General features: G+C 61.4%; 20 protein-coding genes. 5 read left to right on the top strand and 15 right to left on the bottom strand.

Annotated features, from left to right (window positions below):
• Positions 1-36: 36 nt before the first annotated feature.
• A complete protein-coding gene (locus tag ACGYLX_RS03470; protein WP_394447320.1) occupies positions 37-1,395 on the bottom strand; it encodes a sodium:proline symporter in 1,359 nt (452 codons plus the stop codon).
• Positions 1,396-1,538: 143 nt separating this feature from the next.
• A complete protein-coding gene (locus ACGYLX_RS03465) occupies positions 1,539-2,318 on the bottom strand; it encodes an SDR family oxidoreductase (protein WP_209218030.1) in 780 nt (259 codons plus the stop codon).
• A gap of 136 nt (positions 2,319-2,454) precedes the next feature.
• Here ACGYLX_RS03465 and ACGYLX_RS03460 point away from each other — a divergent pair, with 136 nt between their 5' ends.
• On the top strand, positions 2,455-3,468 hold the full coding sequence (locus ACGYLX_RS03460) for a Hint domain-containing protein (RefSeq protein WP_394447318.1): 1,014 nt from the start codon (positions 2,455-2,457) through the stop codon (positions 3,466-3,468).
• On the opposite strand, the gene ACGYLX_RS03455 is transcribed toward ACGYLX_RS03460, so the two are convergent.
• Positions 3,465-3,848, bottom strand: coding sequence for a SnoaL-like domain-containing protein (locus ACGYLX_RS03455; protein WP_394447316.1), 384 nt, complete (start codon positions 3,846-3,848; stop codon positions 3,465-3,467). The two genes, ACGYLX_RS03460 and ACGYLX_RS03455, sit on opposite strands and share 4 nt — an antisense overlap.
• Positions 3,849-3,951: 103 nt before the next feature.
• Here ACGYLX_RS03455 and ACGYLX_RS03450 point away from each other — a divergent pair, with 103 nt between their 5' ends.
• The 4 genes from ACGYLX_RS03450 to ACGYLX_RS03435 all read left to right on the top strand — a co-directional run bounded on the left by ACGYLX_RS03450 (position 3,952) and on the right by ACGYLX_RS03435 (position 9,002).
• Positions 3,952-5,571, top strand: a complete 1,620-nt coding sequence (locus tag ACGYLX_RS03450; RefSeq protein ID WP_067268179.1) for a peptide chain release factor 3 — start codon at positions 3,952-3,954, stop codon at positions 5,569-5,571.
• Positions 5,572-5,648: 77 nt separating this feature from the next.
• On the top strand, positions 5,649-6,584 hold the full coding sequence (locus ACGYLX_RS03445; protein ID WP_394447314.1) for a glycosyltransferase family 2 protein: 936 nt from the start codon (positions 5,649-5,651) through the stop codon (positions 6,582-6,584).
• Positions 6,585-6,733: 149 nt separating this feature from the next.
• The gene (locus ACGYLX_RS03440; protein WP_394447312.1) at positions 6,734-8,242 is read left to right on the top strand and encodes a DEAD/DEAH box helicase; all 1,509 of its coding nucleotides are present in this window, start codon (positions 6,734-6,736) and stop codon (positions 8,240-8,242) included.
• A 100-nt stretch (positions 8,243-8,342) separates the two neighbouring features.
• Positions 8,343-9,002, top strand: coding sequence for a hypothetical protein (locus ACGYLX_RS03435; RefSeq protein ID WP_394447310.1), 660 nt, complete (start codon positions 8,343-8,345; stop codon positions 9,000-9,002).
• Here ACGYLX_RS03435 and ACGYLX_RS03430 read toward each other — a convergent pair.
• The 12 genes from ACGYLX_RS03430 to ACGYLX_RS03375 all read right to left on the bottom strand — a co-directional run bounded on the left by ACGYLX_RS03430 (position 8,986) and on the right by ACGYLX_RS03375 (position 20,870).
• Entirely contained in the window at positions 8,986-10,653 is a 1,668-nt protein-coding gene (locus ACGYLX_RS03430) for a ribonuclease J (protein WP_394447308.1), read from the bottom strand. The genes ACGYLX_RS03435 and ACGYLX_RS03430 overlap by 17 nt on opposite strands.
• Before the next feature lies 1 nt (position 10,654).
• Complete coding sequence (locus ACGYLX_RS03425) at positions 10,655-11,431, bottom strand: type III pantothenate kinase (protein ID WP_209218020.1); 777 nt, start codon at positions 11,429-11,431, stop codon at positions 10,655-10,657.
• Between the two features lie 22 nt (positions 11,432-11,453).
• Entirely contained in the window at positions 11,454-12,185 is a 732-nt protein-coding gene (locus ACGYLX_RS03420) for a biotin--[acetyl-CoA-carboxylase] ligase (protein WP_394447306.1), read from the bottom strand.
• 32 nt (positions 12,186-12,217) lie between these two features.
• Entirely contained in the window at positions 12,218-13,663 is a 1,446-nt protein-coding gene (gene nuoN, locus ACGYLX_RS03415; protein WP_067268151.1) for an NADH-quinone oxidoreductase subunit NuoN, read from the bottom strand.
• A gap of 14 nt (positions 13,664-13,677) precedes the next feature.
• A complete protein-coding gene (locus ACGYLX_RS03410) occupies positions 13,678-15,240 on the bottom strand; it encodes an NADH-quinone oxidoreductase subunit M (protein ID WP_271687634.1) in 1,563 nt (520 codons plus the stop codon).
• A complete protein-coding gene (gene nuoL / locus ACGYLX_RS03405) occupies positions 15,240-17,372 on the bottom strand; it encodes an NADH-quinone oxidoreductase subunit L (RefSeq protein ID WP_394447304.1) in 2,133 nt (710 codons plus the stop codon). Before nuoL ends, ACGYLX_RS03410 begins: the two co-directional genes overlap by 1 nt.
• 4 nt (positions 17,373-17,376) lie before the next feature.
• Entirely contained in the window at positions 17,377-17,682 is a 306-nt protein-coding gene (gene nuoK, locus ACGYLX_RS03400; RefSeq protein ID WP_007119508.1) for an NADH-quinone oxidoreductase subunit NuoK, read from the bottom strand.
• A gap of 258 nt (positions 17,683-17,940) precedes the next feature.
• Positions 17,941-18,543 carry an NADH-quinone oxidoreductase subunit J gene (locus tag ACGYLX_RS03395; protein ID WP_067268146.1) on the bottom strand — a complete coding sequence of 201 codons (603 nt, stop codon included), beginning with the start codon at positions 18,541-18,543 and terminating at the stop codon, positions 17,941-17,943.
• Complete coding sequence (locus tag ACGYLX_RS03390) at positions 18,540-18,956, bottom strand: carboxymuconolactone decarboxylase family protein (RefSeq protein ID WP_394447302.1); 417 nt, start codon at positions 18,954-18,956, stop codon at positions 18,540-18,542. The genes ACGYLX_RS03395 and ACGYLX_RS03390 overlap by 4 nt, the downstream gene beginning before the upstream one ends.
• On the bottom strand, positions 18,953-19,447 hold the full coding sequence (gene nuoI / locus ACGYLX_RS03385) for an NADH-quinone oxidoreductase subunit NuoI (RefSeq protein WP_067263454.1): 495 nt from the start codon (positions 19,445-19,447) through the stop codon (positions 18,953-18,955). The genes ACGYLX_RS03390 and nuoI overlap by 4 nt, the downstream gene beginning before the upstream one ends.
• Before the next feature lies 1 nt (position 19,448).
• The gene (gene nuoH / locus ACGYLX_RS03380) at positions 19,449-20,489 is read right to left on the bottom strand and encodes an NADH-quinone oxidoreductase subunit NuoH (RefSeq protein WP_067263452.1); all 1,041 of its coding nucleotides are present in this window, start codon (positions 20,487-20,489) and stop codon (positions 19,449-19,451) included.
• A 6-nt stretch (positions 20,490-20,495) separates the two neighbouring features.
• Positions 20,496-20,870 carry a hypothetical protein gene (locus ACGYLX_RS03375; RefSeq protein ID WP_067263450.1) on the bottom strand — a complete coding sequence of 125 codons (375 nt, stop codon included), beginning with the start codon at positions 20,868-20,870 and terminating at the stop codon, positions 20,496-20,498.
• Positions 20,871-20,873 lie beyond the last annotated feature (3 nt).

The raw sequence follows: 20,873 nt of genomic DNA, 5'->3' as shown, positions 1-20,873 counted from the left end.
TGCGGTATCCGATCAAATCGCTCGGAAACCCAGCTATCAGCCCCGCCGCGCCCCCGCAAGCACCGCCGCGAACCCGGCCAGCAGCACGAAGATGCAGATCACCAACAATTGCTCATATTTATGCCCCTCGGGTAGAAGTGCCGCGACCCATCCCCAGCCCCGCGCGAAATAGGCCGCAGCCCCCAGCATCGCGGCGGCAAAGGCGGCAAGGTAGCTCCGGACCGGGATCGCGCGCCCCGCCACCAGCCCCACCAGCAGCACGGGGGTGAGGAACATCGACGCGGTGCCGCTCACCGCCACGGCATCAAAAAGCGTGGCGTTGCCCCAAAGCGTCAGCAGCGCACCAAGCGCCATGAACCCCGCCATCACCAGCCGCCCGCCCGCCAGGCTGCGCGGCGCAATGCGCCATTCCTCAACCATCAGCCGCGCGGCAGAGGCGAGCGCCGAGTCGAGCGTCGACAGCGCCGAGACCAGCAGCGACAGCATCAGCGCCACGAAAATCCAGCCCGGGAAAATTTGCCCCCATGTGCCGATCAACTCACCCTCATAGGCCGCGCCGGTCAGGCTGGCTTGGATGCCGAAAAAGCCAAAGCCGATGATGCAAAGCGTCGAAATCCAGAAGGCATGGAGGAAAGACGCCCGGGTGGTCGCCTCATCCGCCAGAAAACCGCGGTCCATCATCACCGGGTCATGCGCCGGATAGGAAAAGACCTGCAACAGCGCCACGACCAGCAGCACCCAGCCGTTATACGGCCCCGAGACGCCCGGCGCGCTCAGCACCGCGCCAAGCTCGAACCCCGGGCTCAGCAGCAGCGCCCCAAGGGCGAGGCCGAAGACAACGAGAAAGACCAGCATCTGCACCACATCCGTGCGCAGCGCGGCGGAAAGCCCGCCCCACGCCGAATAGCCAAAGCCGAGGGCGGCGACGATCAGCACAGCAAACGTGCCCGACCCGGGCCAGACGGCCTCGAAAATCAGCGCGACGACCAAGAGATTGGCAAAAACCTCAGACAGCAGCCGCAGCCCGATCACGAGGTTATAGGCCGCCGTCCCCGCGCCCCCAAAATGCCCCGCCAGCCAGTCCTGCACCGACCGCGCGCCGCCGCGCCGCAGATGGCCGACGAGGAAACCGCCCGTCAGGAAAGACCCGTAATAGGCCGCATAGGCTAGTGTGCCCGCGATGCCGTAGAAATAACCCAAGATCGCCGCGTTCATCAGGCTGCGGGCGAAAATCCATGTGGTGACTTGGCTCAGCACCAGCACCCAAAGCCCCGGCGCGCGGCCTGCCGCATTGGCTCCGCCAAAGAAGCCTTCGACCGTCGCGCGGCGCGGTGCCACCAAGAGGCTGGCAAGGATCACGGCAGCGAAAAGAAGGACAAGAACAGTGGTTTGCATGGGCGGCGGACCTTTTGCGAGAAGCTGACCCACAAGGGTTAGCCGCCGCTTGCAATCCGGGCCAGCACTGAAACCGCTGCTGTCAGGAATGTGATCCGCCGCGACGGGTCATGGCCGGGACGCGCGCCCCGGCCATGGAGGGTTTACATGGTCAGATTGGTGCCGCCGCCATCCAGCAGCAGGTTCTGCCCCACGATGAAGCCCGCGTGCTGCGAACAAAGGAAGGCACAGGTCGCGCCGAACTCCTCACGGGTGCCATAGCGCCCCGCGGGGATGCCCGCCTGACGCTCGGCGCGGGCTTCGTCCAGCGTGATGCCCTTTTGCTTGACCACATTGGCGTCGAGCGAATCTGCCCGGTCGGTCGCATGGATGCCCGGCAGGAGGTTGTTAATCGTAACCCCCTTGCCCGCGACCTGCCGCGCGGTGCCCGCGACATAGCCGGTAAGCCCGGTGCGGGCGGAGTTGCTGAGCCCCAGAACGGGGATCGGCGCGCGCACCGACTGGCTGGTGATGTTCACGACCCGGCCCCAGCCGCGCTCCATCATTGCGGGCACTAGGGCTTTGATCAGCGCGATGGGGGCCAGCATATTGGCGTCGAGCGCCTTGATGAAATCCTCGCGGTCCCAATCCTGCCACATGCCGGGAGGGGGGCCGCCCGCGTTGTTGACCAGAATGTCACAGCCCTCTGCCGCCTTGATGACCAGCGCCTGCCCCTCTTCCGTGGCCACATCCGCCGCGACGGTGGTGACCTCGACGCCGTGTTCCTGACGGATGCGCTCGGCCGAGGCCTCAAGCGCCTCTGCGCCGCGGGCGTTCATCACAAGGTTCACCCCTGCCGCCGCCAACGCCTCGGCGCAGCCAAGGCCAAGCCCCTTGGACGAAGCACAGACCAGCGCCTTCTTCCCTTTGATTCCCAAATCCATTTTGATTCCTCCTATGCATTTGCATATGCCTACCACGCCGCGCCGCCAATGCCAGCAAATCACCCGAGCCTTGACCCATCCGGGCCACAATTCTAACCTATCTCACTGGCGAAAGCCCCTGAACCAAAGGCCCGTCATGTCCCCCAGCCGCACCGCCCCCGCACAGAACCTCGCCGTCTACCGCGGCGGGGAATTTCGCGCGAGCGATGGGGCCAATATGGGCGATGCGCTGTCCTTTGCCGCCGAATTGGTCCTCGATGATGTCTATGAGTTGGACCGCACGGCAGAGCCGCAGCGCCTGTCTCTGTTGACCCTGCCCGGCGATCAATTCCGCCTTGCCGAGGATACCGGCGTGGGCCGCCCCGGGGGCGATCTGCATCTCGACAGCCTGCTGACGCTGATGTCACCCGACGGGCAGACCCAAGAGGCGCTGCTGCTGGTGGAGGTCGATCAACACGGTCACGCGGCAGAGGTTTACCTTTTGCCGCTTGGCCCGCTGACACCGCAGACGGGCTACCGGATCGTGGGCATCGACACCCAGACCGCGCGGCAAAAGTTCGGCCAGCTGGCCTGCGTCTCTTTCACGCGCGGCACCCATATCTCGCTCAGCACGGGTGAATTGCGGCCTATCGAAGACCTGCGCGTGGGGGACCGTATCCTGACCCGCGATGATGGCGTGCAAACCCTGCGCTGGATCGGGCAAAGCACCCTGCGTGCGGTCGGCGAGTTTGCCCCGATCCGCATCCGCGCAGGCACGCTCAACAACGAACACGACCTGATCGTCAGCCCCGACCACCGGCTGTTCATCTATCAACGCAGCGATGAGATGGGCGCGGGCCGGTCCGAATTGCTGGTCAAGGCGCGGCATCTGGTCAACGGCGACAGTGTCACGGTGCAGGACGGCGGATTCGTCGACTACTTCCAACTGCTCTTTGACGGGCATCAGATCATCTATGCCGAAGGCATCGCCGCCGAATCCATGTTGGTCGACAGCCGCACCCGGTCGGTCCTGCCGCCGGAAATGTCCGAAGCCTTGGGCGAGGTGATCCCCGGCCATTCCGATCTGCCCCATGCCGGGCTCGATCTGGCAGAGGCACTGCTAGACCGCCCCGACGCGGCGGCGCTGCTGCGCAAAGCCTCAACCCGTTAAGGCGCCTCGACGGCGTAGTGGAACTCCTCCCGGACGATCTTGCCGTCTTTGACGTGGTAAACGCCGATCTCTTCCATCTGGAACCGCTCACCGCTTTGCTTGTCGGTGGCATCGACCTTGAACATCGCGCTGAACTGGCTGTCGCCAAAGTAGAACGGGCCGATCACCTCGGTGCTATGTTCCTCCATCGCGTTTTCCCACCAGTCGTGCTTGCCATGGATTGCATTGACCCCATGGGTCTCTCGCCCCTGTCCGCCCATATCGACCGCCTCGACCGAGACGGCATCGTCGGCATAGAGCCGATCAAGGTTCGCACGCACGGCAGCATTCCCCGCCCGGCAGCCCGTGACCAATTCGCGGGCAATCTCTTTCAGTTCCATCGCATCCCCTCCGCGTACCCCTTATGTTCTCACCCTACGCCACCCAGCGATTCGCAGCAATGGCCAGATTGCGCCCGGTCGCGGCGCGGCCTATATGGGTCGGATGTTGGACACGCCGCAAAACCGCCCCGCCCTGCCGCCCGAGATCGCGCGCCGTCGCACCTTTGCGATCATCAGCCACCCTGACGCGGGCAAGACCACGCTGACTGAAAAGTTCCTGCTGTTCGGCGGGGCCATTCAGATGGCCGGCCAAGTGCGCGCCAAGGGCGAAGCCCGGCGCACGCGCTCGGACTTCATGGCGATGGAAAAGGACCGGGGTATCTCGGTCTCGGCCTCGGCCATGTCCTTTGACTTTCATAGCGGTGACACCAACTACCGGTTCAACCTCGTTGACACGCCCGGCCACTCGGACTTTTCCGAAGACACCTACCGCACCCTGACGGCGGTGGACGCCGCCGTGATGGTGATCGACGGCGCGAAAGGCGTGGAAAGCCAGACGCAAAAGCTCTTCGAGGTCTGCCGGATGCGCGACCTGCCGATCCTCACCTTCTGTAACAAGATGGACCGGGAAAGCCGCGATACCTTTGAAATCATTGACGAAATTCAGGAAAACCTCGCCATTGACGTAACGCCTGCAAGCTGGCCCATCGGCGTGGGCCGCGATTTTGTGGGCTGCTACGACATGCTGCGCGACCGGCTGGAACTGATGGACCGCGCCGACCGGAACCGCGTCGCCGACAGCATCAAGATCGAAGGGCTTGACGACCCAAAGCTGGCCGAACACGTTCCCGCCGCGCTGCTGGAGAAACTGCGCGAAGACCTTGAGATGGCACGCGAACTGCTGCCACCGCTGGACCTCAAGGCGATGCACGAGGGCACGCTGACCCCGATCTGGTTCGGCTCGGCCATCAACTCCTTCGGGGTGCGTGAATTGATGGAAGGCATCGCCAAATACGGGCCAGAGCCGCAGATCCAAGCCGCCACCCCACGCCAGATCCTGCCCGAAGAGAAAAAGGTCGCGGGCTTTGTCTTTAAGGTGCAGGCCAATATGGACCCCAAGCACCGCGACCGTGTGGCCTTTGTCCGCCTCGCCTCGGGGCATTTCGAGCGTGGCATGAAAATGACCCATGTGCGCACGAAAAAGCCGATGACGGTGTCCAACCCGGTGATGTTCCTCGCCTCCGACCGCGAGTTGGCAGAGGAGGCTTGGGCCGGTGACATCATCGGCATCCCCAACCACGGGCAGCTGCGCATCGGTGACACGCTGACCCAAGGCGAAGCGCTCCGCGTGAGTGGCATCCCCTCCTTCGCGCCCGAATTGCTGCAATCGGTCCGCGCGGGCGATCCGCTGAAGGCGAAACACCTTGAAAAAGCGCTGATGCAATTCGCCGAAGAAGGTGCTGCAAAAGTGTTCAAACCCTCGATTGGTTCGGGGTTTGTCGTGGGCGTTGTCGGCCAGTTGCAATTCGAAGTGCTCGCCAGCCGGATCGAGTTGGAATACGGCCTGCCGGTTCGGTTTGAGCCGTCTCAGTTCACCTCGGCCCGTTGGGTGAACGGCACGAAGCAAGCCGTTGATAAGTTTATCGATAGTAACAAACAGCACATCGCGCATGACCATGATGGCGACATCGTTTACCTGACCCGCCTGCAATGGGACATCGACCGCGTCGAGCGCGATTACCCGGATGTGAAGCTGACCGCGACCAAGGAAATGATGGTGTAAAACGGCCCGCCCCCGGGGGCAGAAAACCTTGATTTCGGAGCCGATCATGGCATTCTAACCCCAACTGGGGAGACGCGATGACGACGACGACAAAATGGGGGCTGGTGGCCACGATCCTGGCCCCCGCAGAGGAGATACGACGCTTTGCCGCCTACCATTTGGAGGCGGGCGCGCATCGCCTCTACCTATACCTCGATGCCGAAAACCCAGAGGCTTTCGAAAGCCTGAAGGCCCATCCAAAAATCCGTGTCACCACCTGCGATGAGGCCTATTGGCAAAGGCTTTGTGGCAAACGTCCGCAAAAGCACCAAGTCCGTCAAAGCCAGAACGCGACCCGCGCCTATAACCGGGCGGATGATGTGGATTGGCTGATCCATATGGATGTGGACGAGTTCCTCGTCTCTGACCGCCCGGTGGATGAGGTGCTTGCCACCCTGCCCCCGGCACAAACAATCACCCGCATCCGCCCGATGGAGGCTTTGGCCGGGGATGGGACGGCTTTCAAAGCCTTCATTCCCAACGGCCCCGAGCGCGCCCAGATCGTCTCGGCGCTTTACCCGACCTATGGTGACTACGTCAAAGGTGGCTTTCTGAGCCATCTGGCCGGCAAAGTTTTCGTTCGCACCGGGATGGCGGAGGTGCGGCTCCAGATCCACAACGCTTTTCAGCACGATACGATGATCGACGGGCCAGAGCAGCAGCCCGGCATTGATCTCGCGCATCTTCACGCGAAAAGCTGGCCGGAGTGGCTCGCCGCCTATCGCTACCGGCTGGAAAAAGGCTCCTACCGCGCCGATCTGGCCCCCAACCGCCCCCGCGATCGCGGCGGATTGTCGATGCATGAACTCTTTTCCATGATCGAATCCGAAGGGGGTGAGCCGGGATTGCGCGCCTTTTTCGATGAGGTCTGCGCCGATACGCCTGAGCTGCGCGAAACGTTAAATGCCCACGGTCTGCTGCGTCTCGCCGATCTCGACCTTGATGCAAAGGTGTCGCGCCAGTTCCCAAGTTAAGCGCCTGAGAGGGCAAGTGTTTGACGGCTGGGCCGCAACTTGCTATGCGCTTTCGCAACATGCCGCGGCAAATGCCGCCCCTTGGGCCATTCGGGCCGGCTTGTATTGCTGCCGCGGGCCAAGTCAGTGTCCGCTCAACTCGGACGCACATGACAAAATTTACCGATCTGAACCTGAATGCCAAGGTCCTCAAAGCTATTGATGAGGCTGGCTACGAATCGCCCACACCTATTCAGGCGGGCGCCATTCCCCCCGCTCTTGAAGGTCGTGACGTTCTGGGCATCGCCCAGACCGGCACCGGCAAGACAGCCAGCTTCACGCTGCCGATGCTGTCACTTCTCGCCCGTGGCCGGGCGCGCGCGCGGATGCCGCGGAGCCTCGTGCTCTGCCCCACGCGGGAACTGGCCGCGCAGGTAGCCGAGAACTTTGACACCTATTCCAAGCATCTGAAGCTGACCAAAGCACTGCTCATTGGCGGCGTTTCCTTCAAAGAGCAGGACAAGCTGATCGACAAGGGCGTCGACGTGCTGATCGCCACCCCGGGCCGCCTGCTTGATCATTTCGAGCGCGGCAAGCTGATCCTGTCGGACGTCAAGGTCATGGTCGTGGACGAAGCCGACCGGATGCTCGACATGGGCTTTATCCCTGACATTGAGCGGATCTTCGGCCTCACGCCCTTCACCCGGCAAACGCTGTTCTTCTCGGCCACCATGGCGCCTGAGATCGAGCGGATCACCAACACCTTCCTTAGCAACCCTGAGCGGATCGAAGTGGCGCGTCAGGCGACCACGAGCGAGAATATCGAACAGGGCGTCGTGATGTTCAAAGGCTCGCGCAAGGACCGCGAGGCGAGCGAGAAGCGCAAGCTGCTGCGCCTGCTGATCGACGCCGAAGGTGAGAAATGCACCAATGCGATCATCTTCTGCAACCGCAAGATGGACGTGGATATCGTCGCGAAATCGCTGAAGAAATACGGCTATGACGCGGCCCCGATCCACGGCGATCTGGACCAGAGCCAGCGGACCCGCACGCTCGAAGGGTTCCGGGGTGGCGAGTTGCGCTTCCTCGTGGCTTCCGACGTTGCCGCGCGTGGCCTTGATGTGCCAAGCGTGAGCCATGTCTTCAACTTCGACGTGCCGAGCCATGCCGAAGACTACGTTCACCGCATTGGCCGCACCGGCCGCGCGGGCCGCGATGGCAAGGCGATCATGATCTGCCAGCCGCGCGACGAAAAGAACTTCGAGGATGTCGAGCGTCTGGTGCAAAAGGAAATCCCGCGCATCGAAAACCCGCTCGGCAAAGCCAAACCCGCCGAGGAGACCTCCGACGCACCGGCCAAGTCCGATGACAAGCCCAAGCGGACCCGCTCGCGCAGCCGCAAGGCCGACAAACCTGTCGAGGCACCCGCCGAGGGCAAGCAACCGCAGGCCGAGAAGGCCGAGGCCAAGGTCGACGCCAAAACCGACGACAAAGCGCAGCCCGAAAAGGCAGAGGCCGCGCAGGACGAACGCAAGTCGGGCCGCGGCAACAAGGACGAGAAGAAGTCGCGCGGCGGACGTGGCCGGGGCGACAAACGGGGCGGCAACGACAACCGTGTCGTCGGTCTGGGCGATCACACGCCAGACTTCATCGGTCTAAGCTTCCGCGAACGCATCTGAACCGCGCCAACGCGGGCATGAATTCGCCGCCGATCCCCGCCGGGATTGGCGGCTTTTTCGTCTGTGCTATGTGAGGGGAAACCCATCAGATAGGACAATCATGCTGCGCCCCGCCCTCCTCGCTCTCACGATCCTAACCGCCTTCACCGCCGCCCCCGCCAGCGCGGAACGCTGCCGGGCCGAGGTCAATGGCGCCGAAGTTGTGGTGGAAGCCGAGAATTTTGCCAATTTCGCCGAAGAGGTCGGCACCCGCGAGCGTCTGATGAATTGGCCCGCGCGGAAGTGGAGCAAGCTTTGGGGCACGCCGCCCGCCTGCGACAGCGGAGTGCTGTTCGACTACCTCGCCACCACTGTGCCGCTGGATCAGATCGACGGCTATTGCCTGACCGCCACGCCCGAAGACGGGCATTTCCTGATCCCCGGCGCGCGGAACTATCGCGGCTATTGCAAGAAGACCTTCTGCGAGCGGGTGAACACCACCAAGGAAGAGACCGTCGAGATCAGCAAGAACATCGCGCGCTCCGCCGTGGACAGGCTCAGCCAGCCGGACAACCTCCGCGCCGTGGCACATAAATCGGGGGCGTTCATTTTGACGGGAGGGGCCTCTGCCCTCAGCGCCAATTTGGCGACGACAGGCAGCACGCTGGCCACTGCCCTGTCGACCCCCGCCGCCCTTGCGGCCACGGGGGTAAGCGTGGTCGCGGTGGGCGGCGCGGTCTATATGTGCAGCGGTGACGCGGAGGTCAGCTCAGACGGCTGACCACCACGGTGACTTCGGGCTTCTTGCCGATTTCGTCATAGGACGACTGCCGCGCGACCTTTTTCAGACCGTCGTTTAGCTTGTCGTCATCCCGCAGGGTGGCGGCTTTCTGACGGTTCAGCCACTGGCTGAGGTCTTGTTCAAGCACATCTACGAGCGGCGCATTGGACCGGCCCGTTTCCGGCAGGCCCATCAGATCAACCCAAGGCTCGCCCAAAGGCTCGTCATCGGTATCGAGGATCAACGTCACTGTGGCATGGCCGTTCAGCGCCATGCGGATACGGTCGCGGATCACACCATCCAGCGCACCAACCTGAACCGAACCGTCCAGATACATGCGACCCGTATCGACATGTTCGACCACCTTGGGCTGGTTGCCCGACAGGTCCACCATCATCCCGTTCACCGCCAGAACGCCGGTGATGCCCTTGGCATCGGCGATCTTGACGTGTTCGCGCAGGTGGCGGTGCTCCCCGTGCATAGGGATCAGAACCTGCGGTTTTATGATGGCATGGAGGGTTTCCAGATCGGGGCGGTTGGCATGGCCCGACACATGGTAGAGGCCCGAGGAGTCGTCGACAACATCTACACCCTTTTCCGAGAACTGGTTGATGATGCCGATCACGCCACGCTCATTGCCCGGGATGGTTTTCGAGGAAAAGAGGAAGAGGTCGCCCTCTTTCAACTCGATCCCCTGATACTTGCCCCGTGCCAGTTGCGCAGAGGCCGCGCGGCGCTCCCCTTGGCTGCCGGTGACCAGCAACATCAGGTTCTCGCGCGGGATGGCGCGGGCGTTCTCGGGCGAGATGACGGGCGGGAAGTCTTTCATCACACCGGTCTGGATCGAGGCGTCGACCATGCGGTTCATCGCACGGCCCAAGAGCACGATAGACCGCCCTGCCCGCGCACCGGCTTCGGCCAGCGTTTTGACCCGCGCCACGTTGGAGGCGAAGGTGGTGGCGACGACCATGCCCTCGGCGCTGCTCACCAGCTTTTCGATCTCCGGGCCCACAGTGGCTTCGGAGCGACCGGGATGGGCGGAGAAAACATTCGTGCTGTCGCAGATCAGCGCCTTCACGCCATCCTTGCAAACCTCGGCCCAAAGCGCGTCGTCAAAGGCTTCGCCGACGCCCGGCGTGCGGTCGATCTTGAAATCGCCCGAATGGATCGTGCGCCCCTCGGGCGTGTCGATGACCATGGCAGAGGATTCGGGGATCGAATGCGAGATCGGCAGGAAGCCCACTTTGAACGGACCTGCGGTGATCTGCTCGGGCCATGCGCTGACGGTGGTGACCGCATCCTCGGGGTGGCCGTGTTCAGACATCTTCCGGCGGGCGATATTGGCGGTAAAGGCGCGCGCATAGATCGGCGCCTTCAGCACCTCATAGGAATGCGCGATGGCACCGATGTGGTCTTCGTGGGCATGGGTGATGAAGATCGCTTCGATCTGATCGCGACGCTTCTTCAGCCAAGAGATGTCGGGCAGGATCAGGTCCACGCCCGGCGTGCTGTCCATGTCCGGAAAGGCCACACCGATGTCGACGACGATCAGCCGTTCTTTACCGGGCTTGCCGTAACCGTAGACATAGGCGTTCATGCCAATTTCACCCGCCCCACCGAGGGGCAGATAGATAAATCGTTCGCTGCTCATATTATTCAGCTTTGTCCTTATTATAATCGTGGATCACGGTCAGCCCGTGCATCGTGAGTTCATCTTGATAATCATCGAACAGGTCGACTGCCTGCTGAAACAGCGGTGCCAGACCCCCCGTGGCGATAACGCGCATCGGTCTTGCACGTTCCGCCCTTATCCGCTCACATATCTCACGAACCAACCCGACATAACCCCAAAAGACACCGGACTGCATGCAGGCCACCGTATTGGTGCCAATCACCGACGGCGGTTTCGAGATATCGACATGCGGCAGGGCGGCGGCCGCGTTGTGCAGCGCCTCTAGGCTGAGGTTCACCCCAGGCGCGATCACCCCCCCGATATAGGCCCCATCATCGGCCACCACGTCAAAGGTCGTGGCCGTGCCGAAATCCACCACGATCAGGTCGCCGCCATAGAGGTCATAGCCTGCCACGGTGTTGACCAACCGGTCCGGGCCGACCTGCGTCCCCTCGTCCACACGCACGTCGATGGGCAGTGCGCAGCCCGGTTTCCCGACAACGAAGGGCCGCGTGTTAAAGTAGCGATCCGCCAGAACGCGCAGGTTGAACACCACCCGCGGCACCGTCGAGCTGATGATCATATCCGTGATGTCGGCGTCGATATTCTGAAGCCGCATCAGGGTGTTGAGCCAAACGTAATATTGGTCGGCGGTGCGTTTCCATTCGGTCGACGTGCGCCATGTGGCGATGAACGCATCCCCATCCCAGATAGAGAACACGGTGTTGGTATTGCCGCAGTCGATTGCCAGAAGCATGGTGCCTCCCCTCCCCCCGATTTTAGAAAAACACGTCCGCTGCGGTGATGGGCACCGCGCCGTCGCGGGTGCGCAGGATCAGATTGCCTGCGCCGTCTACATCTTCGAAAACGCCGGTCATCTCGTCGCGCATGGTGCGCGCGGTGATGACCTCTCCGAGCCGCGCGGCATGGGCCAGCCACGCGCTGCGGATCGTGCTGAAACCATAGGTCGTGAACTGCTCTTCCAGACCGGCGTATTCCCGCGCAAGCACGTCGAGGAACTCTTCCGCGCCCACATTGCTCCCCGCTTCGCGCAGGGTCACCGCAGGTAAGGCGCGCGCTTCAAGGCTGTCCGCCGCCGGTCCATGGGCAAGGTTCACGCCGATGCCGATGGCCAAATGCTCACCCACGCTTTCCAACAGAATGCCAGCAACCTTACCGCCGCGCAGCAGAACGTCATTCGGCCACTTCAACGCAAAAGCGTCCTCCCGCCCCGTCACTGCGACGAATGCACGGTAAAGCGCGAGCGAGGCCACGAAAGAGCGCAGCGCGGCGACGCCCGGCGGCTCTTTGCGCGGCATCATCAGGGTGGCCGCAAAATTGCCGCGGGGGGTGGCCCAGCTCCGGCCCCGACGGCCGCGCGCCGCCGTCTGCTCCAGCGCCAAGATCCAAGTCGGCGCGGTCAGCTCTTGCTGTAACCGCGCCGCCTCTGAGAGGGTGGAATCGAGCGTGTCATAGACGCGCCGGCCATAGCCTTCCGGCCAAGGGGTCATGCGCGGGTCTGGCCGATCTCGTGCCGCACCGCTCAGTTCACCAGCGATGCCGCAGCCGATGCGGCCAAGCCTTCGACGCCGAACATATTGGCAATACCGACGATCATGATGACGGCAGAGGCCATCAGCACCACGGTCAGCACACCACCGTTCTGGTGGTCGAGCGTGTCCGAACGCTCTTCGCCGAAGTACATGTAGAAGACGATGCGCAGGTAGTAATAGGCACCGATCACACTGGCGATCACGCCCGCGATGGCCAGCCATGTCATATTGGCGTCATAGGCCGCGCGCAGCACATAGAACTTGCCGAAGAAACCCAGCATCGGCGGCACGCCCGCAAGGCTGAACAGCAGCACCAGCATCGCCAGCGCCCGGCCCGGGTTGGTCTTGGCATACATGTTGAGCAGGGTGATATCCGTCACCGGCGCGCCGTCTTTCTGCATCAGCAGGATAAAGGCGAAGGTGCCGAGGTTCATGGTCACATAGATCGCCATATAGACCAGCATCGCCTGCACGCCAAAGGCGGTGCCCGCGGCCAGACCCATCAGCGCATAGCCAATATGCGCGATGGAGGAGAAGGCCATCAGACGTTTGATATTGGTCTGACCGATCGCGGCGACCGAGCCAAAGAACATCGACAGAACCGACAACAGCGCGACGATCTGTGTCCAGTCGCTGACGATCTGGCCAAAGGCGTCATGCATCACCCGGGCGAAGAGACCCATCGCCGCAACCTTGGGCGCCGTGGCAAAGAAAGCCGCGATCGGCGTGGGCGCGCCTTCGTAAACGTCCGGTGTCCACATGTGGAAGGGCACGGCGGAGACTTTGAAGGCAAGGCCCGAGATCAGGAAGACCAGACCAAAGAGCAGGCCAAGCGATGTGCCGCCCGTCTGCGCCGTGGTGATGATGCCCGCGAACAGCGTGGTCCCGGCGTAGCCATAGACCAGCGATGCGCCATAGAGCAGCAAGCCCGAGCTGAGTGCGCCGAGCACGAAATACTTCAAACCCGCTTCAGTGGACTTAACCGAGTCGCGGCGCAGGGAGGCCACGACGTAAAGCGCCAGCGACTGCAGTTCCAGCCCCATGTAGAGCGCCATCAGGTCGCCTGCGGAGACCATCATCATCATGCCAACGACGGCCAAGGCCACGAGCATCGGATACTCGAACCGCAGCAAGCCGCGCAGTTTCATATAGTTTTCCGACATGACCAAGACGGCAGCGGCAGAAAGCAGGATCGTCACCTTGGCGAAACGCGCGAAAGTGTCGTCGATAAACATGCCGTGGAAGGCGATATTGGTGGTGCCGTCGCCAGACATGGCCACCCAACCGGCCAGCAGCACCATCACCACCGCGGTCACCCAGACGAGCACCCCGGCGGCCTTGTCTTTCGACGTATAGACCGCGCCGAGAAGGCCGAGCAGGGCAAACCCCGCAAGGACGATCTCAGGCAGAATGATGTTCAGATCAGCGGATATCATGCGCCAAGTCCTTCTTAATGCGAGGCATCGGCGGTCTGCACGGCGGTGTCAGCCGCCTCCAGCGCCATGTCGTAATTTTCAATCAGGGCAGCCACGGAGGGCCCGATCATGTCCAGCACCAGCGCCGGGTAGACGCCCAGGATCAGGGTCATCGCCACCAGAGGGGCAATGATCCATTTCTCACGCGCAGTCATATCGGTGATCGCCTTGAGGCTTTCCTTGATCAGGTCACCCATCACCACGCGGCGATAGAGCCACAGCGCATAGGCCGCCGAGAAGATCACGCCCGTCGTGGCCACGGCCGCCACCCAAGTGTTCACTTGGAAGGTCGCCATCAGCGTCAGGAATTCCCCCACGAAGCCCGAAGTCCCCGGCAGGCCCACATTGGCCATGGTGAAGAACATGAAGACCAGCGCATAGGCGGGCATCCGGTTGACCAGACCGCCATAGGCGTCGATCTCACGGGTGTGCATCCGGTCATAGATCACACCGACGCTGAGGAAGAGCGCGCCTGAGATGAAGCCGTGGCTGATCATCTGGAAGATCGCCCCATCGACACCCTGCTGGTTGGCCGCAAAGATGCCCATGGTCACAAAACCCATGTGTGCGACCGAGGAATAGGCGATCAGCTTTTTCATGTCCTGCTGCACCAGCGCCACCAGCGAGGTGTAGACGATGGCGATGGCCGACATCCACAGGATCAGCGGAGTCATCACCTCGGCCCCCACTGGGAACATAGGCAAAGAGAAGCGCAAGAAGCCGTAGCCGCCCATCTTGAGCAGGATCGCCGCCAGCACCACGGAGCCTGCCGTCGGCGCCTGAACGTGGGCGTCGGGCAGCCAGGTGTGGACCGGCCACATCGGCATTTTCACCGCGAAGCTGGCGAAGAAGGCGAGGAACATCAGCGTCTGCATGCCGCCGACGATCTGGATGCCCAGAACCTCAAAGCTTTCGGAGCCGAAGTTATGCGTGAGCAGGCTGATCTCACAGCCGCCGATGCAGGTGGTGCCCGCTTCGGTAAACATCGCCACCATCGCGACCAGCATCAGCACCGAGCCGAGGAAGGTGTAGAGGAAGAACTTGAAGCTCGCGTAGATCCGCTCTTTCCCGCCCCAGATGCCGATGATCAGGAACATCGGGATCAGGCCCGCTTCGAAGAAGAGGTAGAAGAGCACCAAATCCAGCGCCATGAAGACGCCCAGCATCAGGGTCTCCAACAGCAGGAAGGCGATCATGTATTCCTTAACGCGATGCTCGACGTTCCAGCTTGCCGCGATGACCAGCGGCATCATGAAGGTCGTGAGCATCACGAAAAGGATCGAGATGCCGTCGACGCCGAGGCGATATTTCAGGCCCAAGAGCCAGTCGGCCTCATCCACGAATTGGAAATCGGTGTTCGACGGGTCGAACTCGAACAGCACAAAAAGCGAGATCAGGAAGGTGACCGTCGTGGTGATGAAGGCCAACCATTTCGCATTCCGCCCGGCGGCGGCATCATCGCCCCGCAGGAAGACCGCAAGGATCAGCGCTGCGAATGCCGGAATGAATGTGATGATTGAAAGCAGATGCGTATCCATCAGTTCGCTCCTCCGCTCATCGTCATCCATGTCACCAGAACGGCGATGCCGATCACCATGGCGAAGGCATAGGTGAAGATATAGCCCGTCTGTGCCTTACCTGCGAGGCGGGTGAAGAAGGGGATGATCCCCATGGCGATGCCATTAAGCGTGCCGTCGATCACAGTGCCATCGCCGCGTTTCCACAGGAACCGGCCGATCGTTTTGGCAGGACGCACGAAAATCACGTCGTAAACCTCATCAAAGTACCATTTGTTTTTCAGGAACAGGTAAAGCGGGCGTTGGTTTGCCGCCAGCCGTCCCGGGACGGTCGGGCTCCAGATGTAGAACCACAGGGCCATGACCAGACCGGCCAGCATCGCGATGAAGGGCGAGACCTTGACCCATTTCGGCGCGGCATGGGCATCTTCCAGAACATGGTTGTCGGGTGCGAAGTAAAGCGCCCCATCGCCCGGCGCACCGCCGAAGGCTTCGTGATAAGTGCCGGCGTCTTGGTGGCCTTCGACCAGCGCATCCGCGCCATGGTCGCCATCGACCGGACCAGTTGCGCCGTGGTCATCCTCCGCCCCTTCGACATTATCGTCGCCGTGGCCTGCCATCTCGGCCATCGGGATGCCATAGAACTTGCCGACTTGATCCGCGTGACCAAAGAAGCTGCCGTACCAGATCATCCCGGCAAAGACCGAGCCGAGCGCCAGAACGCCAAGCGGGATCAGCATGACCATCGGGCTCTCATGCGCATGCTCATGAGTATGCTTGTTGCCCCGCGGCTTGCCAAAGAAGGTCAGGAAAATCAGGCGCCAGCTGTAGAAGCTCGTCATCGCCGCGGCGATCACAAGAAGCCAGAAGCCATACATCGACCCGCCACCCCAAGCGCTCTCGATAATCGCGTCCTTCGACAGGAAGCCCGCGAAACCAATATGTGTGAGCGGAATGCCGACGCCGGTGATGGCCAGCGTGCCGATCATCATTGCCCAGAAGGTATAGGGGATCTTTTTGCGCAGACCGCCGTAGTTGGTCATGTCCTGCTCATGGTGCATCGCATGGATGACCGAGCCGGCGCCCAAGAAGAGCATCGCCTTGAAGAAGGCGTGCGTGAAGAGGTGGAACATCGCCGCCGAGTACATGCCCACGCCCGCGGCCACGAACATATAGCCAAGCTGCGACATGGTCGAATAGGCGATGACGCGTTTGATATCGGTCTGCACAAGGCCGATGGTCGCGGCAACAAAGGCAGTGGTGGCGCCGATCACGGTAACGAAACCCATCGCCTCGGGCGCGAATTCCATCACGGGCGACATGCGGCAGACAAGGAAAACACCCGCCGTCACCATGGTCGCGGCGTGGATCAGCGCCGACACAGGCGTCGGGCCTTCCATCGCGTCGGGCAGCCATGTGTGCAGGAAAAGCTGCGCCGATTTACCCATCGCGCCGAGGAACAGGAGGAAGGCGATCAGGTTCGCTGCGTTCCAGTCGTTCCACAGGAAGGTAACGGACTGTTCGGCCAGATCGGGTGCGGCGGCAAAGATATCGTCAAAGCGGATCGAGTCCGTCAGCATGTAAAGGCCAAAGATGCCGAGCAGGAAGGCAAAGTCCCCCACCCGGTTGACCACGAAGGCTTTCATCGCTGCGGCATTGGCCGACGGCTTGCGGAAGTAGAAGCCGATCAGCAAGTAGGAGGCCACGCCCACGCCTTCCCAGCCAAAGAACATCTGCACGAGGTTGTCGGCTGTCACCAGCATCAACATCGCGAAGGTGAAAAAAGACAGATAGGCGAAGAACCGAGGGCGATAGCTTTCGTTATCACGGAAGTTCTCGTCATGGGCCATGTAGCCGAAGGAATAGAGATGTACGAGGCTCGACACCGTGGTGATGACGATCAGCATGATCGCGGTCAGACGGTCGAGCCGGATCGCCCAATCGGTGCTCAGCGTGCCGCTTTCAATAAAGCGCAGGATCTGAATTTGCTCGGCTGGGCCGTCCAGCGTCAAGAAAACCACCCAAGACAGGAAGGCGGCAAGGAACAGCAGCCCGGTGGCGACCCACTGGGCGGCCTTTTCACCGATGATCTTCCAGCCGAAACCGCAGAGGATGGCACCCACCAGCGGGGCGAATAGGATCGTGGTTTCCATTGCCTCAGCCCTTCATCACGTTGACATCTTCCACCGCGATCGAGCCACGGTTGCGGAAGAAACAGACCAAAATGGCGAGGCCGATGGCAGCCTCAGCCGCGGCGACGGTGAGCACGAAAAGGGTAAAGACCTGCCCCGTCAGATCACCAAGGAAGCTGGAAAAGGCGACGAGGTTGATATTCACCGCGAGCAGCATCAATTCGATGCTCATCAGCAGAATGATCACGTTCTTGCGGTTCAGGAATAGCCCGAAGATGCCGATGACAAACAGCGTCGCCGCCACTGTCAGGTAATGCTCAAGTCCGATCATGTCGTCCCTTACGTTCCCGCCCCTTGATGGGCTTTGGTCGCGCCCCATTTAATGGGGCTTTTAGTATCACTTTGCCCCGGCTGCCACCGGGATTGCCGAAGCTTTAGCCGATAAAGCTGTAGCCGCCGAAAAATACGACGATCAACACCACGACCAGTACCACGATTGTTGTTCTCGACATTTCGACGTCCCTTTCTTTCTTTTACGCCGTTTTCTTTCAAAGAAAACGGCCCCGGAATTTTTGAAAAATTCCGTTAGTTAAAGGCCCTGCCCTGACTTCACGTCGCGCAGCTCCATCGCCTTGGCCGGGTCGCGCATCATCTGGGCCACCACGTCTTGGCGTTTCACATCCTTACGGTGACGCAGTGTCAGCACGATCGCCCCGATCATCGCCACCAGCAGGATCAGACCTGCCAGTTGGAACAGCAGGAAGTAACGATCATACAGCAGCAGGCCGAGGGCTTCGGTGTTGAACCGCGCGGGATCAATCGCATTGGCCCGCAGGCTCTCCGCCGCCGCGCTCTGCTCCCATGCGCCGAAGGCCATGACGAATTGCATCAAAATCACCAGCCCGATCAGCAAGGCCAAAGGCATGTAGCGCGCCATCTCGGCCTTGAGTTCGGCGAAGTCCACGTCGAGCATCATGACAACGAAGAGGAAGAGCACCGCCACCGCGCCCACATAGACGATGACCAGCAGCATCGCCACGAACTCCGCGCCGAGCAGAACGAAGAGCCCCGCCGCCGAAAGGAAGGACAGGATCAGCCAGAGCACCGAATGCACCGGGTTGCGGCTGATCACCGTGAACAGCCCGCCGGTGATGACGCTGATCGCGAAGAGGTAAAATGAAAAGACCGTCATGCGCCGTCTTCCTTCTTGGTGTCTTGTTCGTCGTCGAGGACCGATTGCGCCAATTCCAGCGCCCGGGTCATCGCCGGAAGCCCGGCAAAGACCGACATCTGGCTGATCGTCTCGACGATATGTTGTTTCGTGGCCCCCGCCTCGCGCGCGTGGCGCACGGTTTGGCGGAGGGCCATGTCATTCTGCGCGCCCTGCATGGTCAGCCCGGCTAGGGTCAGAAGCAGCCGCGTCCGCGCGTCCAGCCCGCCCTTGTTGACCGTGTCGCCGAACCAGAAATCCATCATTTCCTTCGGCATGGTGCCCATCATCGCCTCGAACCCTTTAGGCGAAAAAGCATCCATCGCTGGAAAGGCTTTCGCCATTTCCTGCGCTTGCTTCATCATCGCATCAAAAGGGTTCTTGGGGTCGTTCATCTGTAGGGCGCGTCCATTTCGAGGTTGCGGGCAATTTCGGCTTCCCAGCGTTCGCCGTTGTCCAAAAGCTTGGCCTTGTCGTAGTAGAGTTCTTCGCGGGTCTCGGTCGAGAACTCGAAGTTCGGGCCTTCGACGATAGCATCTACCGGGCAAGCTTCCTGACAGAAACCGCAGTAAATGCATTTGGTCATGTCGATGTCATAACGCGTGGTGCGGCGGCTGCCGTCTTCGCGCGCTTCGGCGTCGATGGTGATCGCCTGCGCAGGGCAGATCGCTTCGCAAAGCTTACAGGCAATGCAGCGTTCCTCCCCATTGGGATAACGGCGCAGGGCATGCTCCCCGCGAAAACGGGGCGACAACGGCCCCTTTTCATGCGGGTAGTTCAGCGTGGTTTTCGGCGCAAAGAAATAGCGCATCCCCAGCATGAACGCCTTGGCGTAATCTGCCAGCAGGAAATATTTCGCGGCGCGGGTGTAATCAGTCGCAGCCATATCAGCCCCCTACGGTCCAGCGGGCGTAGATGCCCCAGAACCAATCGAATTTTGCAGCGAATGCCACGAAGACCACCCAGAAGAGCGAGAAGGGCAGGAAGACTTTCCACCCCAGCCGCATCAGCTGGTCATAGCGGTAGCGCGGCGTGATAGCCTTCACCATGGCGAACATGAAGAAGACCATCAGCATCTTGATGAACATCCAGAAGAAGCCATCGGGCAGGAACGGCACCGGAGACAGCCAGCCACCGAAGAACATCAGCGACACCAGCGCGCACATCAGCACCACGGCCACCAGCTCGCCAATCATGAAGAGCAGGAAGGGGGTCGAGGAATATTCCACCTGATAGCCCGCCACCAGCTCCGATTCCGCTTCCGGCAGGTCGAAGGGCGGGCGGTTAGTTTCCGCCAGCGCCGAGATGAAGAACAGGATCAACATCGGGAAATGCGGCAGGAAGTACCAGTTCAGCAGACCCCAGTCGCCATCCTGCGCCGCCACGATGGAGGAGAAGTTCATCGACCCGGTCGAGAGGATCACGCCGATGATGATCAGACCGATCGACACTTCGTAAGAGATCATCTGCGCGGCAGAACGCAAAGAGCCCAAGAAGGGATATTTCGAGTTCGACGCCCAACCGCCCATGATCACGCCGTAAACCTCAAGCGAGGAGACGGCGAAGACATAGAGGATCGCCACGTTGATGTCCGACAGGATCCAACCGTCGTTAAACGGGATCACCGCCCAAGCGATCATTGCCATGACGAAGGAAATCATCGGCGCAAGGAAGAAGACCCCCTTGTCTGCGCCCGCCGGAACCACCACTTCCTTAACGATATATTTGAGGAAGTCGGCAAAACTTTGCAGCAGGCCGAAGACGCCCACAACGTTGGGGCCGCGGCGCATCATCACGGCGGCCCAGATCTTGCGGTCGGCATACATGAGGAAGGCCAGCGCCAGCAGCAACGGCACCACCAGCAGCAACACCTGCCCAACCGTCAGCAGGGCAATGCCAAGCCCGGTCGTGTAAAAGAAATCAGCCATAAGTCCTCACACCGTCGGAATGCCGCGTTCCGCGCATTGAAACGCGGTCACTTCGGCATCAATTGTCTTCAAGCCTTTGGGCAGGCTCGGCGAGATTGTGTAAACAGCATCTGCCCGCCATATGCCACCCTCTTCGCTCACATTTGTCCGCACATGACGCGCAAAACCGTAGCCCCGGATCAGCGTGTATTGCGCGGCGGCGCATTCGGCGTAGTCCGACACGTCCTGCGCCGAAAGCGCCTTGGTCATCGCCACGTTGAATTGCACCAAATCCCCGTCCAAAAGCTGGGTTTCGACCCCCTTGTAATCGGGGATAAAATCCTCGGCCACCGGCACCTGCGGTTCGCAGGCGGCCAGTAGCATCAAGGGGGCCAACGCCATTGT

Origin of the sequence: Sulfitobacter sp. 1A13496, assembly GCF_043557225.1 — a bacterium.
In the GTDB taxonomy this organism is placed as follows: Bacteria; Pseudomonadota; Alphaproteobacteria; order Rhodobacterales; family Rhodobacteraceae; genus Sulfitobacter; species Sulfitobacter faviae.
Note: the sequence above shows the minus strand (reverse complement) of the source record. Positions and strands in the feature narration are given on the sequence as shown.